Origin of the sequence: Shinella zoogloeoides, from assembly GCF_030733845.1 — a bacterium.
GTDB classification, from domain to species: Bacteria; Pseudomonadota; Alphaproteobacteria; order Rhizobiales; family Rhizobiaceae; genus Shinella; species Shinella zoogloeoides_C.
On sequence record NZ_CP132311.1, the window covers coordinates 3305121 to 3320773 of the forward strand.

Annotated in this window: 16 protein-coding genes; 11 read left to right on the top strand and 5 right to left on the bottom strand. The window is 65.8% G+C overall.

The window, feature by feature from the left end:
* Positions 1-23 precede the first annotated feature (23 nt).
* Positions 24-1667 carry an AMP-binding protein gene (locus Q9316_RS17295; RefSeq protein ID WP_306032800.1) on the top strand — a complete coding sequence of 548 codons (1644 nt, stop codon included), beginning with the start codon at positions 24-26 and terminating at the stop codon, positions 1665-1667.
* Here Q9316_RS17295 and Q9316_RS17300 read toward each other — a convergent pair.
* From Q9316_RS17300 to secA, 3 genes are all read right to left on the bottom strand, one after another.
* Positions 1664-2935, bottom strand: coding sequence for a GNAT family N-acetyltransferase (locus Q9316_RS17300; RefSeq protein ID WP_306032801.1), 1272 nt, complete (start codon positions 2933-2935; stop codon positions 1664-1666). The genes Q9316_RS17295 and Q9316_RS17300 overlap by 4 nt on opposite strands.
* Positions 2925-4352: a lipopolysaccharide biosynthesis protein gene (locus Q9316_RS17305; RefSeq protein ID WP_306032802.1), complete on the bottom strand. Its 1428-nt coding sequence runs from the start codon at positions 4350-4352 to the stop codon at positions 2925-2927. Before Q9316_RS17305 ends, Q9316_RS17300 begins: the two co-directional genes overlap by 11 nt.
* 142 nt (positions 4353-4494) lie before the next feature.
* A complete protein-coding gene (secA, locus tag Q9316_RS17310) occupies positions 4495-7209 on the bottom strand; it encodes a preprotein translocase subunit SecA (RefSeq protein WP_306032803.1) in 2715 nt (904 codons plus the stop codon).
* A 237-nt stretch (positions 7210-7446) separates the two neighbouring features.
* Between secA and Q9316_RS17315 the strand changes: the two genes are divergently transcribed.
* From Q9316_RS17315 to Q9316_RS17340, 6 genes are all read left to right on the top strand, one after another.
* Entirely contained in the window at positions 7447-8346 is a 900-nt protein-coding gene (locus tag Q9316_RS17315; RefSeq protein WP_306032804.1) for a peptidylprolyl isomerase, read from the top strand.
* Positions 8347-8398: 52 nt separating this feature from the next.
* Positions 8399-9637, top strand: a complete 1239-nt coding sequence (gene argJ / locus Q9316_RS17320) for a bifunctional glutamate N-acetyltransferase/amino-acid acetyltransferase ArgJ (RefSeq protein WP_306032805.1) — start codon at positions 8399-8401, stop codon at positions 9635-9637.
* 36 nt (positions 9638-9673) lie between these two features.
* Positions 9674-10432 carry a GNAT family N-acetyltransferase gene (locus Q9316_RS17325; protein ID WP_306032806.1) on the top strand — a complete coding sequence of 253 codons (759 nt, stop codon included), beginning with the start codon at positions 9674-9676 and terminating at the stop codon, positions 10430-10432.
* A complete protein-coding gene (mutT, locus tag Q9316_RS17330) occupies positions 10429-10851 on the top strand; it encodes an 8-oxo-dGTP diphosphatase MutT (protein WP_306032807.1) in 423 nt (140 codons plus the stop codon). Before Q9316_RS17325 ends, mutT begins: the two co-directional genes overlap by 4 nt.
* A 114-nt stretch (positions 10852-10965) precedes the next feature.
* Positions 10966-11283 carry a hypothetical protein gene (locus Q9316_RS17335; protein ID WP_306032808.1) on the top strand — a complete coding sequence of 106 codons (318 nt, stop codon included), beginning with the start codon at positions 10966-10968 and terminating at the stop codon, positions 11281-11283.
* Positions 11284-11328: 45 nt separating this feature from the next.
* On the top strand, positions 11329-11499 hold the full coding sequence (locus Q9316_RS17340; protein WP_306035346.1) for a Flp family type IVb pilin: 171 nt from the start codon (positions 11329-11331) through the stop codon (positions 11497-11499).
* Between the two features lie 3 nt (positions 11500-11502).
* On the opposite strand, the gene Q9316_RS17345 is transcribed toward Q9316_RS17340, so the two are convergent.
* Positions 11503-12372, bottom strand: a complete 870-nt coding sequence (locus Q9316_RS17345) for a methyltransferase domain-containing protein (protein WP_306032809.1) — start codon at positions 12370-12372, stop codon at positions 11503-11505.
* A 62-nt stretch (positions 12373-12434) separates the two neighbouring features.
* On the opposite strand from Q9316_RS17345, the gene Q9316_RS17350 reads away from it, so the two are divergent.
* The 4 genes from Q9316_RS17350 to Q9316_RS17365 all read left to right on the top strand — a co-directional run bounded on the left by Q9316_RS17350 (position 12435) and on the right by Q9316_RS17365 (position 14854).
* Positions 12435-13226, top strand: a complete 792-nt coding sequence (locus Q9316_RS17350) for a ComF family protein (RefSeq protein ID WP_306032810.1) — start codon at positions 12435-12437, stop codon at positions 13224-13226.
* Positions 13227-13307: 81 nt separating this feature from the next.
* Complete coding sequence (grxC, locus tag Q9316_RS17355) at positions 13308-13562, top strand: glutaredoxin 3 (RefSeq protein ID WP_306032811.1); 255 nt, start codon at positions 13308-13310, stop codon at positions 13560-13562.
* A gap of 9 nt (positions 13563-13571) precedes the next feature.
* Positions 13572-14429, top strand: coding sequence for a carbon-nitrogen hydrolase family protein (locus Q9316_RS17360; protein WP_306032812.1), 858 nt, complete (start codon positions 13572-13574; stop codon positions 14427-14429).
* Positions 14426-14854, top strand: coding sequence for a DUF1178 family protein (locus Q9316_RS17365; RefSeq protein ID WP_306032813.1), 429 nt, complete (start codon positions 14426-14428; stop codon positions 14852-14854). The genes Q9316_RS17360 and Q9316_RS17365 overlap by 4 nt, the downstream gene beginning before the upstream one ends.
* Before the next feature lie 9 nt (positions 14855-14863).
* On the opposite strand, the gene ubiG is transcribed toward Q9316_RS17365, so the two are convergent.
* Complete coding sequence (ubiG, locus tag Q9316_RS17370) at positions 14864-15613, bottom strand: bifunctional 2-polyprenyl-6-hydroxyphenol methylase/3-demethylubiquinol 3-O-methyltransferase UbiG (protein ID WP_306032814.1); 750 nt, start codon at positions 15611-15613, stop codon at positions 14864-14866.
* Between the last annotated feature and the right edge of the window lie 40 nt (positions 15614-15653).

Consider the following 15653-nt stretch of genomic DNA (forward strand, 5'->3'; position numbering starts at 1 on the left):
GCAGCAAACTGGAGTGACGCCGGATGCTCGCCGAGAGACCCACCTTTGACGCGCTGTACCGGGATTTCCGCTGGCAGATCCCGGATCGTTTCAACATCGGCACCGCCGTTTCCAACGCGTGGGCGGCACGCGAGCCCGATCGTATCTGTCTCCAGCATTTCCTCCCGGATGCCCCGCCGCTCTCGATGACCTATGGCGAGCTTGCCGCCCGGTCCGACGCCTTCGCAGCGGCGCTGGTCGCTGAAGGCGTCGCGAAAGGCGACCGCGTGGCGATCCTCTTGCCGCAGGGCTTCGAGACGGTGATCGCCCATCTCGCCATCTACAAGCTCGGCGCCATCGCCCTGCCGCTCGCGCTGCTCTTCGGTGCGGATGCCCTGCTCTTCCGGCTTCGGAATGCCGAGGCGAAGGCGATCGTCACCAACCGGTTCGGCGCGGAACGGCTGCAGCCGATCCGCGCGGATCTCCCCACGCTCGATCTCGTGATCACGACCGAGCCTGCCGCCGATCCCGCGGTAAGGTCCTTTCACGACCTGATTGCGCAGCATGCCGGGCCCTTCGAGGCCGCCGACAGCGGCCCGGACGATCCGGCGATGATGATCTACACCTCCGGCACCACCGGGCCTCCGAAGGGCGCGCTGCATGGCCACCGGGTGCTGCTCGGCCACGTGCCGGGCTTCCAGATGCACCATGAATTCCTGCCGCAGCCCGGCGACCGCATCTGGACACCCTCCGACTGGGCTTGGGCGGGCGGGCTGTTGAACGTGCTCCTGCCGGCGCTGCTGCTCGGCGTGCCGGTCGTCTCCTCGCCCGGCCAGAAGTTCGACCCCGACATGGCCTATCGCATCATGCAGGACATGGATGTGCGCAATGCCTTCATTCCGCCGACGGCGCTGCGCCTGATGAAGACGGTCGCCAACCCGCGGGACAAGTACCGGCTGAACCTGCGCACCATCGGCTCCGCCGGCGAATCGCTCGGCCGCGAGACCTGGGAATGGGTGAAGGACACGCTCGGCATCACCATCAATGAGTTCTACGGCCAGACCGAATGCAACATCGTGCTCGGCTCGATCGGCAAGCTCGGCGTGTCGCGGCCGGGGCCGATCGGCAAGGCGGTGCCGGGCCATGTGGTCGCCATAATCGACGCCAGGGGCAACGAAGTGTCGCGCGGCACGGTGGGGCAGGTGGCGGTGAAGCGCCCCGATCCCGTGATGTTCCTCGGCTATTGGAAGAACGAGAAGGCAACGGCGGAAAAGTTCATCGGCGACTGGATGATGACCGGCGATCTCGGCCGCATGGACGAGGAGGGCTACGTCACTTTCTTCGGCCGCGACGACGACGTGATCACCTCCTCGGGCTACCGCATCGGGCCGAGCGAGATCGAGGATTGCCTTGCCGGCCACCCCGCCGTGCAGCTTGCCGCCGCGGTGGGCAAGCCCGATCCGGTGCGCACGGAAATCGTCAAGGCCTATGTGATGCTGCGCCCCGGCCATGCACCGTCGGAGGCGCTGGCGATCGACATCCGCGAATGGGTGAAGTCGCGGCTCTCCATGCACGAATATCCGCGCGAGGTGGAGTTCGTCGACGCGCTGCCGCTGACGACCTCCGGCAAGGTCATCCGCCATCTGCTGCGCAAGCGCGCGGCGGAGGAAACGTCTTTTGCGGCTTAACGCCGCGCGAGCGACCTGATCTTCTCGCGCAGCAGCCGCGCCACGTTGCGGGTGTTGCGGTAGAGGTGAAGCTGGGTCGCCACCTGCCGCACGTCGCGGTCGCGATTCTGCTGCAGGCCGACGACGAGCGTTCCCATGTCCTCGCGCTCCTCCCAGAACCGGCTCATCACCGGATGATCCGGCACCGCGCAGGAATCTGACCGTGCGATATTGGCGTCGTCGAGGTGCCATTCGGTGAGCTCGGCCACCAGCAGCTTGCCCGGCGAGTATTTCGCGAATTCCTCATCATAGGCGGTCTTCCAAGTATACGCCTCGCCGCCGGTCAGGAAGACCACCATGGAGGCGATGGCGCGGCCGTCGAGGTCGAGCGTGTGGATGCGCACGCCGTCGGTCTCGGCGAGGTTGGAGATCGCCTCGCGGGCGAAGGCCGCGCGGTAGCGGTCGTTGATCATCGCGGTGCGGCCGCGACCCTTCCAGCCCGCCGCTTCCAGCAACAGGAATTCTTCCATGCGCAGGCGGATGTCGGCCGGCTGGCGGGCGACGTTGTAGCTGAGCGCGCCGAGCTGATCGAGCCTGCGCCACTGCCGGCGCAGCTCGCGGAAATGCTCGGGCGAGATGGCGTGCTGGAGATAGCTCTGGCCGTCGAGCAGGCTTTCCAGCATCGGCCGGCGATAGGTGTCGGTGACCGTGACGGGCAGGTTGCGGCCGATCGCGACGGCGCGCATCAACTGCGCGAAGGGCCCGTTGAGACGCAGATCCGGCAGGACGAGGATCGGCGGCAGGCCGGAGCCCGCGCTGCCGAGCGCCTCCAGGAGGTTGTCGAGCGTTTCGGCCGCATCCTCGGCGTCGACGAGCGGCGTGCCGAGCGGGCCGAACGGGTTCGACCAGGCACGCAGGATGCTGGAGCCGATGGAAAAGCCCGGCTTCTCGATGGAGAAGGGCATGAGGAAGCGCATGCGGCTGCGCCCGTCGCTCTCGTCGCGGATGACGGAGAGGCGCACGGTGCGGTCTTCGAGCCGTGGCATGGCGGGCGCGAGGAAGCGGCCGGTGAAGAAGACGTTCGGCTCCATGACGCGGTTGGACAGGAAGTCGAGCTCCTGCTGCAACTCATAGCCGGCCGTCGCCGGATAGAGCGCCAGCGAACGGCCCGGACGGCCGGTCGCGATACGCTGGTCGGCCGGCGGCTGCGCCAGCGGGGCGGCCGGGGGAACGGCGGCCTGGGCACGCCCTGCCGCGATCGCATGGTCGAAGCCGTGGCTATCGGTCATGGTGGTCCATCCCGTTGATGAGGCTTGCCTTCACCGGATTGGCGAAGGCGAAGAGAATGATCGAGAGTTTTCCGCGCACGGCGAGGTGCAGCAGCATCGCTTCCAGCACCATGGCGCTGGCCGTGGCGACGGCCGCGCCCGTCACGCCGAAGAGCGGGATGAGCGTGACGTTGAGGCCGATATTGGCCGCGAGCGCCACGGCATAGACGAGCGCGCACAGCCGCTGCTCGCCGGACATGGTGAGCAGCACCTCGCCGGGGCCGACCAGCGCCTTGGCGAGAATGCCGGCGAAGAGGATGGCCATCAGGCCGTGGCCGGCCGTGAAGGCCGGCCCGAAGAGCGACAGCAGCACATGGCCGAGCGCGAGCACGCCGAGCCCGACGGCAAGCGACGGCCAGAAGCTCCAGCGCACCGTCTCGCCGGCAAAGCGCGCGAGCGCTATCCGGTCCCCGGAGGCGAAGAGCGCGGAAAAGCGGGGGGCGGCAGCCGCCTTCACCGAGAAGAAGACGAAATGCACCAGCGCCATGGTCTTGGCCGCCGCAAAATAGATCGCCACGCTTTCCGGATCGAGGAACAGGCCGACGACAATGACGTCGGAATTTGTGAGCAGAAAGCTGAAGCCCTCGATGACGAAGATCGGCAGCGCCGCCTTGATCCACAGGGCGAATTCCAGCTTGCGCGGCCCGGCGACATAGCGTTTTCCGAGCCGCCGCACGATGCTGACGAACTGCACGACCGTGGTGAGGTAGGTGGCGGCCAGCGCGGCGACCATGGCGGTCAGCGCGGTGTGCGGCTCGTCCAGCCACACCGCCAGAACCATGAAGACGAGGATCAGCAGCGGGCGGATGATATAGGTCGGACTGAGCGCGGCCAGCGCCCAGCTATGGGCGCGCGCCGTGCTGTCCAGCACGTCGCCGAGCGCGATCATCGGCATGCAGAAGAGGCCGACGAACAGCGGCACGACATAGTAGTCGGCGAAGGCCTCGTGGAACATCCAGAGGCAGAGGAAGCCGAGCAGTGCCAGCGCCGTCGAGGACAGCATGGCGAAGACGCGGGCCGTCGAGGTAAGGCCGCGGATCTCCGCATGGGCGCTGCGGCCGGCATAATCCGGCAGGAAGCGCACGACGGTGGTGTGAAAGCCGAGACAGGAAAGGTCGCCGCAGATCACGACGAGCGCCCAGACGAAGACGAAGATGCCGTATTCGAACTCGCCCATCACGCGGGCAAGGATGATCTGCGAGATGAAGGCGATGGCCGCACTGATGACGCGGATGGCAAAGGTGATGAGCGCCATGCGCTGGGCGAGGTTGCGCGGATCGTCGCTGGCGAAGATCGTGGCGAGTGACCGCGTGAACGGTTCCGCCTTGCCGCGCAGGCCCGCTGGCAGCAACCTTTCCGCCGACTGAATGACCGCCATCAACACAGGAACCCGAACGCCACGCAAAACTGAACGAAAGCCAGTCTTGTCAGATCAGGGTTAACAAACGGTTGGGTAAGACCCTCTCATCCCCAAAAGAAAATGCCGCCCGGAGGCGGCATCATCGCTTTTTCTCAAGCCTTCAAGCCTGCTCGAAAGCACCGTGGCAATGCTTGTACTTCTTGCCCGAGCCGCAGGGGCAGGGTTCGTTGCGGGCGATACGGCCCCAGGTCGACGGGTCGTTCGGATCGCGGTCTTCGACGGCCACGGCCATGAAGCCGCCGCCTTCGTTGAAATCGTCCTCGCCGGTCGTGCCGTCGATGTGATGGCCTTCCATTGTCGGCGGCACCGGCGCCGGAGCATCGGCGGCCTGGCGCACCAGTTCGACGCGCATGAGCTGCGCGGTGACGGTCTGGCGCAGGTTCGCCAGCAGCGCCTGGAAGAGTTCGAAGGCCTCGGCCTTGTATTCCTGCAGCGGGTCGCGCTGGGCATAGCCGCGGAAGCCGATGACGGAGCGCAGGTGATCGAGATTGACGATGTGCTCGCGCCACAGATGGTCCAGCGTCTGCAGCAGGACCGAACGCTCGACATAGGTCATGATCTCGGGGCCGAAGCGTTCCGCGCGATCCCGTGCCGCTAGGTCGGTGGCCGTGCGCAGGCGCTCCAGGATATCCTTTTCGTCGATGCCTTCCTCAGCCGCCCAGGCGTCGATCGGCAGGTCGAGGTTGAGCTGCTCCAGAACGCCCGTCTTCAGGCCGGCAACGTCCCATTGTTCGGCATAGGCGTTTTCCGGAATGTGCAGGCGCACGAGGTTCTCGACGACTTCGTGGCGCATGTCCGCGACGATTTCGGAGAGGTTCTCGCTGTCCATCAGCTCGATGCGCTGCTCGAAGATGACCTTGCGCTGGTCGTTCAGCACATCGTCATATTTCAGCAGGTTCTTGCGGATATCGAAGTTGCGGGCCTCGACCTTCTTCTGCGCCCTTTCGAGCGCCTTGTTGATCCAGGGATGGACGATCGCCTCGCCTTCCTTGAGGCCGAGCTTCTGGAGCATGGAATCCATGCGCTCGGAGCCGAAGATGCGCATCAGGTCGTCCTGCAGCGACAGGAAGAACTTCGAGCGGCCCGGGTCACCCTGGCGGCCGGATCGGCCACGGAGCTGGTTGTCGATGCGGCGGCTTTCGTGGCGCTCGGTGGCTAGGACGTAGAGGCCCCCGGCGGCAAGCGCCTTTTCCTTCAATTGCTTGACTTCGGCGATGATCGCCGCGCGCTTGGCGTCACGCTCCGCCCCCGGCTCCATTTCGGCAAGCTCGCGCTCGAGCCGCATGTCGACATTGCCACCGAGCTGGATGTCGGTGCCGCGGCCGGCCATGTTGGTTGCGATGGTGACCGCGCCCGGCACGCCGGCCTGCGCCACGATATAGGCTTCCTGCTCGTGGTAGCGGGCGTTCAGCACCTGGAAGTCCTTGAAGCCGGACTTCTTCAGGATGTCGGCAAGATGTTCGGACTTCTCGATCGAGGTCGTGCCGACGAGGACCGGCTGGCCCTTCTCGCTCGCCGCCTTGATCTCCTCGATGATCGCCTTGTACTTCTCTTCCGCCGTCCGGTAGACCTCGTCGTCCTCATCGAGGCGCTGAATGGGCAGGTTGGTCGGCACTTCCACGACTTCGAGGCCATAGATGTTGCCGAATTCCTCGGCTTCCGTCGAGGCCGTGCCGGTCATGCCGCCGAGCTTGGAATACATGCGGAAATAGTTCTGGAAGGTGATCGAGGCCAGCGTCTGGTTTTCCGGCTGGATCGTGACCTTTTCCTTGGCTTCGAGTGCCTGGTGCTGGCCTTCCGAATAGCGGCGGCCCGGCATCATGCGCCCGGTGAATTCGTCGATGATGACGATCTCGTCGTTGCGGACGATGTAGTCCTTGTCGCGCGTGAAGAGCTTGTGGGCCTTCAGCGCGTTGTTGATGTGATGGACGATCGCGACGTTCTCGACGTCATACAGCGATTCGCCCTTGAGCAGCCCGGCCTGGCGCAGCAGGTTTTCCAGCTTTTCCGTGCCGACTTCGGAGAAGTTGGCGGAACGCTGCTTCTCGTCGATCTCGTAGTCCGCCTCGTCCAGCATGGGGATGAAGGCGTCGATCGTCGTGTAGAGGTCGGAGCGGTCGTCGAGGGGACCCGAAATGATCAGCGGCGTGCGCGCCTCGTCGACGAGGATCGAGTCCACTTCGTCGACGATGGCGAAGAAGTGGCCGCGCTGGACCATCTGGCCACGCTCGTACTTCATGTTGTCGCGCAGATAGTCGAAGCCGAGTTCGTTGTTCGTCGCGTAGGTGATGTCGCAGGCATAGGCGGCGCGGCGCTGGTCGTCGTCGAGACCATGCACGATGACGCCGGTTGTGAGGCCGAGGAAGCTATAGATCCGGCCCATCTGCGCGCTGTCGCGGCTGGCGAGGTAGTCGTTGACGGTGACGACGTGCACGCCCTTGCCGGCGAGCGCGTTGAGATAGACGGGCAGCGTCGCGACGAGCGTCTTGCCTTCGCCGGTCTTCATCTCGGCGATGGATTTCTCGTGCAGGATCATGCCGCCGATGAGCTGGACGTCGAAGGGCCGGAGGCCGAGGACGCGGAAAGCCGCCTCGCGGGCGACGGCGAAGGCCGGCACCAGAATGTCGTCCAGCGTCTTGCCCGCGGCGAGCTGTTCACGGAATTCCACGGTCTTGGCGCGCAACGCCTCGTCCGAGAGCGCCTTGATCTCGGGCTCCAGCGCATTGATGGCATCGACGCGGGGATTGTAGGAACGGACACGGCGATCGTTGGAAGAGCCGAACAACTTGCGGGCGATGCCGCCGAGGCTGACCATCAGAATGGTCCTTTCTTTATGGGCGCCCGGCGCGTGACAGGTCGCACGATAATTGCGCGCAAAGCCGTGAAACGCCCGGAAACTGTTCTGGACGCGGGATTGCGTGACAGATAAGAGGGGGGTCGAATGATGTCAACGGCTCTGGCGGTTGCACAACTGCCACATTCTGGTGGTGTTGAGCCGTCTGGCACCGGATATCGGCCCGATTCCGGCGAGGATGTGAAAGGTCTTTTCAATATGTTCAAGTACAGCAAGCTCGCGGCAGTCGCCCTCATCGCGATCGCCGCCGCCAGCGGCAGCGCCCGCGCGCAGGACGCCGCGGCCGATCCGGTCGTCGCCAAGGTCGGCGCGGTCGAGATCCACGAATCGGAGCTGAAGCTGGCGATCGCCGGCCTCGACCCGCAGCTCGCCAACCTGCCCGACGACCAGAAGCGCGTCGCCGCCCTCTCCTCGATCATCGACGTCAAGCTGCTTGCGGCCGACGCCGACAAGGAAGGCCTGAAGGACAGCGCCGACTTCAAGCAGCGCCTCGCCTTCCTGACGGATCGCGAACTGCACAATGCCTATTTCAAGAAGCACGTCGTCGATGCCGTCACCCCGGAAGAGGTGAAGGCGCGCTACGAGAAGGAAGTCGCGGCCATCACGCCGGAAGACGAGATCCGCGCCCGCCACATCCTCGTCAAGACCGAGGAAGAGGCCAAGGCCGTCATCAAGGATCTCGACGCCGGCAAGGATTTCGTCGAGATCGCCAAGGAGAAGTCGACCGACCCGAACAAGTCGGAAGGCGGCGACCTCGGCTATTTCGCCAAGGGCCGCATGGTTCCGGAATTCGAGAACGCCGCCTTCGCACTGGAAAAGGGCGCCTATTCCAAGGAGCCGGTGAAGACGCAGTTCGGCTTCCACGTCATCAAGGTGGAAGACAAGCGCAAGCAGCAGCCCCCGGCGCTCGACCAGGTCGAAGCCCAGGTTCGTCAGCTCGTCATGCGCGACAAGTATCTGGAGCTTCTGGAAAAGGCCAAGGCCGCGGCGCCCGTCGATATCCAGGACGCCGCACTGAAGACCGCCTATGACGCGGTCAACAAGCCGGCAGCCGAGGGTGAGGGCGAAGCCGCACCGGCCATCGAAGGCCAGCAGTAAAACGGCAATGGCCCGGCGTTTTCACCGGGCCTCTTTCACGCAGGAAAACAAGATGTCCGGTTCCGTCTCCCCGCTCGCTCCGAAAACCTATGCCGACATGCCGCCGCTGCGCGGCGTGCGCATGGCGACCGCCGCCGCCGGGATCAAGTACAAGAACCGGACGGACGTGCTGATGATGGTCTTCGACCGTCCGGCAGCGGTCGCGGGCGTCTTCACCCGCTCCAAGTGCCCCTCGGCCCCGGTCGATTTCTGCCGCGCGAACCTGGCGCACGGCGTTGCCCGCGCCGTCGTCGTCAATTCCGGCAATGCCAATGCCTTCACCGGCCGCAAGGGCCGCGAATCGACGCGGATGACCGCTGAAGCCGCCGCCAAAGCGGTCGGCTGCCGCGAAGACGAGGTTTTCCTCGCCTCGACGGGCGTGATCGGCGAGCCGCTAGACGCAACGAAATTCTCCGGCGTGCTCGATGGCCTCGCCGCCGCCGGCACGGAGGATTTCTGGTTCGAAGCCGCCAAGGCGATCATGACGACCGACACCTATCCGAAGGTCGCCACCCGCACCGCCGAGCTCGGCGGCGTTAAGGTCACCATCAACGGCATGGCCAAGGGCGCCGGCATGATCGCGCCCGACATGGCGACCATGCTCTCCTTCGTCGTGACCGACGCGGATATCCCGGCCACCGTGCTGCAATCCCTGCTCTCGGCCGGCGTCGGCCCGACCTTCAATTCCGTCACGGTCGACAGCGACACCTCGACCTCCGACACGCTCATGCTGTTTGCGACCGGCGCGGCCGCCACCGACGGCCAGGCGCCCGTCACGGCCGACGACGCCACGCTCGACGGCTTCCGCGCCGCCCTGAACGACCTCCTGCGAGACCTCGCGCTCCAGGTGGTGCGCGATGGCGAAGGCGCCCGCAAGATGGTGGCCGTCACCGTCGAGGGCGCGGAAAACGACGACGCCGCCAAGCGTATCGCGCTCTCCATCGCCAACTCGCCGCTGGTCAAGACCGCGGTCGCCGGCGAGGACGCCAACTGGGGCCGCATCGTCATGGCCGTCGGCAAGTCCGGCGAGATGGCCGACCGAGACCGCCTCGCCATCTGGTTCGGCGACGTACGCGTCGCCGTCGACGGCGAACGGGACCCGACCTATTCCGAAGCGGCGGCGACGGCCGTCATGAAGCAGGAGGATATCCCGGTCCGCGTCGAGATCGGCCTCGGCAACGGCCGGGCGACGGTCTGGACCTGCGACCTCACCAAGGAATATGTCGAGATCAACGGCGACTACCGCAGCTGAGGCCCGGACAGCGTGCCCCTTTCCGGACAGAACACGATGAGCGATCTTCCCAAAGTGCGGCGGCTGGAAGCCGTCGGGTTCCGGGCATGGCCCGCGGCAACGGTCCAGTATGACGGAAGCTGGCTCTGCCGGCTGACCGCCGGCCACCCCTCGCGCCGGCTGAATTCCGTCAATCCGCTCGACCCGTCCGATATCCGCGACATCGACATCCGCCTGGAGAAGGCGGCGAAGCGCTTTGCCGACTACGGCCGCCCGCTGCTCGTGCGCCAGACGCCACTCGCCTCGCCGCAGCTCGTCGCCTTCATGGACGAAGCCGGCTGGGCCGATATCGGCCGCACCGTGGTCATGATGGCCGACCTTGCCACCCTTCCGCGCGACGAAGGCCTCGATCATCTGCCGAGCCGCGATGTCGGCCGCTTCGTCGATGCACGCATCCGCGTCGCCGGCGACGATCCTGCGCTGAAGCCCGGCCTCACCGAGATCATCAACGCCATCAAGCCGGAAGCCGGCCTCTTCATCGTCGAGGAGCCCGACTTCGGCCCGACCGCCGTGACGATCGCCGTGCAGGACAACGACCTCGCCGGCATCCTCCAGCTCGGGGTTGCCGGGGAGCGCCGCGGTCGGGGCCTCGGCACCGCCATCCTGCATGCGAGCCTGCGCTGGGCGAAACTCAAGGGCGCCCGCCAGGCCTGGGTACAGGTCGAGGCCGACAATGCCGCCGCCCTTGCGCTCTACCGCCGCGCCGGCTTCCATGACGTCTACGAATACAGCTATCGGGGGCCCGACGCGGCATGACCGAGACCGTCACCAAGCCACACCCCATCCTGCTCGTCGCCGCCTGCGCGCTCGTCGATGCGGATGGCCGTATCCTTCTGGCACAGCGCCCGGAGGGAAAATCGCTCGCCGGCCTCTGGGAGTTTCCGGGCGGCAAGGTGGAGCCCGGCGAGACACCCGAGGAAACGCTGATCCGCGAGCTGGACGAGGAACTCGGCATCAAGACGAAGATCCCGTGCCTTGCACCGCTCACCTTCGCCAGCCATACCTATGACGATTTCCATCTTCTTATGCCGCTCTACGTCTGCCGGCGCTTCGAGGGAACGGCGCACGGCCGCGAGGGTCAGGCGATCAAGTGGGTACGCTCGAAGGCGCTGCGCGACTATCCCATGCCGCCCGCCGACGAACCCCTCATTCCCTTCCTGATGGACCTGCTCTGAGCATCCTCCGGCAGGAAATTGCCTCGAATTTTTCGGTCCTCGTTAAGCAATCCTTTAGCACCATCGTTCAAAGATTGGGCCTAACGTTGCAATGAATGCTTACGAGACCCTGTTATGCGTGACGAAGACTTCTGGAAAACCGTTCAGGAGAAGGATTTCACGCCGGCCGGCGATACCCGGACCGGTGCGCTCAACCTCGCCCTGCTCTTCGGCACCGCCGTGATCGCCCTTGCCCTGGTCCTGACCCCGGTTCTTTCCGCAAAGACCGACAAGCGCATGATCGCGAACGTGCCGGATGATTTCGACATGATCTCGACCGGCTCGATCCCGACGGAAGGCGCCAAGCGCTACACCGTGCGCCGCAGCGTGTTGCAGGAAATGCCCGGCGCCGTCTGCATCGTCAACGGCAATGGAACGAGCAGCGGCTGCTGAGACGGCAAACAATCTGGTGCAAACGGCACCCTGGAGAGTGGAATGATTGCAAGATTGCTGACGTCATTCCTCTCCGATGAGAAGGGCGCGACGGCCGTGGAATACGGCCTTCTCGCCGCGCTCATCTCGGTCGGCATGATCGTCGGTCTGACGAATTTCGGCGGCGCGCTGAACAACACGTTCGTCACGCTCAGCAACACGATCGAGCAGAAATAGACCTCACTCGCGTCCGGTCTGCTTCAGCGCATCGGCAAGCCGCATCGTCGCCGATCCCGGCTTCAGCGGCTTCTGCTGGCTTTCGTGCGGCGCCCATCCGGAAACATAGATGACGGAGAACGTCGCGCGGATGCGCCCGTCCGGGTCGGAAAAACGTTCCGCGTAAAGCTCCGCCGCCCTGAGCAGGATGCCGCGCGTCAGCGGACGGCGGCTGCGGCCGGTCAGCGGATTGGCCATGCCCATGGCGCGCAGGTCCTTCATCAGCGGGAAGATCGAATCGTAGCGGACCGTGTAGCTCTCCTTGTCCGTCACCGGCAGGGCGAAGCCGCCGCGCTGGAGAAGCGCCCCGACATCGCGCACGTCCGGGAACGGAATGACCCGTGGGCTCGCCCCGCCCGTCATCTCGCTTTCGGCCGCCAGCAGCACCTCGCGTAATTCCTGCAGCGTACCGCTGCCCGGAATAGCCGCCAGGAACAGGCCATCCGGCTTCAGCGCGCGGCGGATTTGCACGAAGACGCCGGGCGTGTCGTTGGTCAGGTGCAGTGCGAGCGGCGAGATGATGAGGTTTGCCGATTGCGGCTCCAGCGGCACCGTCTCGAGCGGCGAGACGGTCAGCGCCTCGCCCGGCGCCGCAAAGCGTCCGTCGCTCTCCACACGCTCCATGGCGTCCACCTTGCCCGTCTCAGTGATCGCCCGCGCCACGGCGCCGGTATGGCCATGCAGCTCGACGGCTCGCTCGAAGCGGCGCTCGATAACGCTGAGCCGTTCGGCCAGTTCCCGCGCCACTACGTCGAGCAGGAAATCCGCCGGGCCGGTGCGAAGGGCCCGCAGCCGGTTGGTGTCGATCAGGGCGTGGTCGAAGAGCGTTTCCATGGGCAGATATCCAGTTCGGAATTCCTTCGCTTTGGCCGCTAACTACGACTATTGTCAACCGCATGGGCGAAATCGAGGCGGAGAGCATGCCGGCAATCCCGCTCCGGCAGGCGCTTGCCCGCCGGCTGCGCGGCCTTGCGGGCGCGGCGCTCGACGTGGTCTATCCGCCCGCCTGCGCCGGCTGCGGCGTGCTGCTCGGCAGCCGCGCCAGCCTCTGCCCGCAATGCTGGGGCAAGCTCGCCTTCATCGAACGCCCCTATTGCGAGGTGCTTGGCACCCCCTTCTCGCATGATCTCGGCCCCGGCATCCTCAGCGCCGACGCCATCGCAAACCCGCCGCCCTTCGACCGGCTGCGCTCCGTCGCGCTCTACGACGATCTCGCCCGCGGGCTCGTTCATGCGCTGAAATACCGCGACCGCACCGACCTTGCGCCGATGATGGCGGGTTGGATGCTGCGGGCCGGCGACGGCGCCGTGCAGGCGGCGGACCTGATCGTGCCGGTGCCGCTCCACCGCTTCCGCCTGCTCTGGCGCAAGTTCAACCAGTCGGCCGAGCTTGCCCGCGCCCTCGGCACGCTTTCTGCGACGCCCGTTCTGATCGACGCCGTACGCCGCACGAAACGCACCCGCCGCCAGATCGGCCTTGGCCCGCGGGCGCGCGAGGAGAACGTGCGCGGCGCCTTCTCCATCACGCCCGCCGGACGGGAAGCCCTGTTCGGCCGCCGCGTGGTTCTCGTCGACGACGTCTACACGACTGGCGCCACGGTCGCGGCCGTCGCCCGTGCGCTGAAACGCGCCGGCGTGGCGGACGTCACCGTTTTGACCTTTGCAAGGGCACTTCCCGGACCTATATGAAAGACATGGCAATTCCAGCGAAAGTGCACAGCGGTTTTACGTGCGGAATTGCACAAGAACAACAAGTTGGAGCAGTATCGCATGGCTTCGGTCGTCATCTATACGCGTCAGTTCTGCGGCTATTGCAGCGCCGCCAAGAAACTCCTGGAGACGAAGGGCGTCACCTTCGAGGAACACGACGCGACCTATGCGCCCGAGCTTCGCCAGGAGATGATCAAGCGCGCCGGCCGCAGCACCTTCCCGCAGATATTCATCGGCGAGCGCCATATCGGCGGCTGCGACGATCTGCATGCGCTGGAGCGTGCCGGCGAACTCGACGCGCTGCTGGCGGCATAGGGGTACACGATGACCGTCACGATCGCCGCCCTCCAGATGTGCTCAGGGACCGATCCCGTCCGCAACGTGGAGACGATGCGGCGCCTCGTGCGCGAGGCGGCCGCCAAAGGCGCCACCTATGTCCAGACGCCGGAAATGACCGGCGCTCTCCAGCGTGATCGCGCCGGCCTTCGCTCCATCCTGCGCGCGGAAGCCGACGACCTCGTCGTTGCCGCCGCCTCGCAGCTTGCCGGCGAACTCGGCATCCACGTGCATGTCGGCTCCACCGCCATCGCGCTCGACGACGGCAAGGTCGCCAACCGCGGCTTCCTGTTCGGCCCGGACGGCGGCAAGATCTGCAGCTACGACAAGATCCACATGTTCGACGTCGATCTCGACAATGGCGAAAGCTGGCGCGAGAGCGCGGTCTATTCGCCGGGCACCGTGGCGCGCGTGGCGGACCTCCCATTCGCCAAACTCGGCTTTGCCATCTGCTACGACGTGCGCTTTCCCGAACTCTTCAGGACGGAAGCCGTGGCCGGCGCCGAGATCATTTCCGTCCCCGCCGCCTTCACACGCCAGACCGGCGAAGCCCACTGGGAAATATTGCTGCGCGCCCGCGCCATCGAGAACGGCGTCTACATCATCGCCGCCGCGCAGGCCGGCATGCACGAGGACGGCCGCGAGACCTTCGGCCATTCGATGATCATCGACCCCTGGGGCCGCGTGCTCGCCTCCGCCGGCGGCACCGGCGAGGCCGTCGTGCTTGCCGAGATCGACATCGCCGCGGTGAAATCCGCACACGACAAGATCCCCAACCTGCGCAACGGGCGCGCCTTCACCCTCGAAATGTCCGGCGAGCCCGCGAAGGGAGGCGTTGCCGCTTGATCCGCTACGAACTCTCCTGCGACAACGGGCACGCCTTCGAAGGGTGGTTCGGCTCGGCGGACGATTTCGACCGCCAGCAGAAGATGACGCTCGTCTCCTGTCCGTCCTGCGGCTCGACCCACGTCGCCAAGCGTCTGATGGCGCCGTCCGTCTCGACCGCGCGCAAGAAACAGCAGCGCCAGGAGCTTGCCGTGCAGACCGGCCAGAAGGAGATGATGGCGAAGATCCGCGAGATCGTCTCGACCATCCGCGCCAATTCCGAAGACGTCGGCGAACGCTTCCCCGAGGAGGCGCGCAAGATCCACTACGGCGAGAGCGAGCAGCGCGGCCTGATCGGCAAGGCGACCGCGGACGAGGTACGCGATCTGCTCGACGAAGGCGTCGAGGTGGCGCCCCTGCCCACCCTGCCCGACGATACGAACTGAAGCCCTCGATCAGGCCGAGGCGCGGCGCGCCACCAGCATGTAGTTCACGTCCATATCCTTCGACAGGTTCCACTGGTTGAGCAGCGGATTGAAGAACACGCCCGTCCGGTCGGTGACCGTCAGGCCGGACGCCGTGAGCGGCTTTTCGATCTCTTCCGGACGCACCAGCTTCTCATATTGATGGGTGCCGCGCGGCAGCCAGCGCAGCACGTTCTCCGCCGCGAAGATGGCGAGCGCGGCCGCCTTCATGGTGCGGTTGATCGTGGCGACGAACGTCATGCCGCCGGGGCGCACCATGGAAGCGCAGGTAGTTAGGAAGAAATCGACGTCCGAGACGTGCTCGACCACTTCCATGTTGAGCACCACGTCGAAGGTCTCGCCGGCTTCCGCCAGCGCCTCGGCCGTCACGGCGCGGTAATCGACCGCAACGCCGCTGCCGGCCGCATGGGCCTTCGCGATGCCGATGTTCTTTTCGGATGCGTCCGCGCCGAGCACCTCCGCCCCCATGCGCGCCATCGGCTCGGAAAGCAAGCCACCGCCGCAGCCGATGTCGAGGATGCGCAGACCCTCCAGCGGCCGGTGCGCCTTCGGATCGCGGCCGAACTGGGCCGAGACGAGATCGCGGATATAGGTGAGGCGGACGGGGTTGAACTTGTGCAGCGGGCGGAATTTTCCGGTCGGATCCCACCATTCGGCGGCCATCGCCGAAAAGCGGTCGACTTCCGCCTGGTCGATCGTCGTGCGGGCTGCCTCGCTCATGGCTCGTCTCCTTCGCGTCCGTATACCCCCGTGAAGTCGG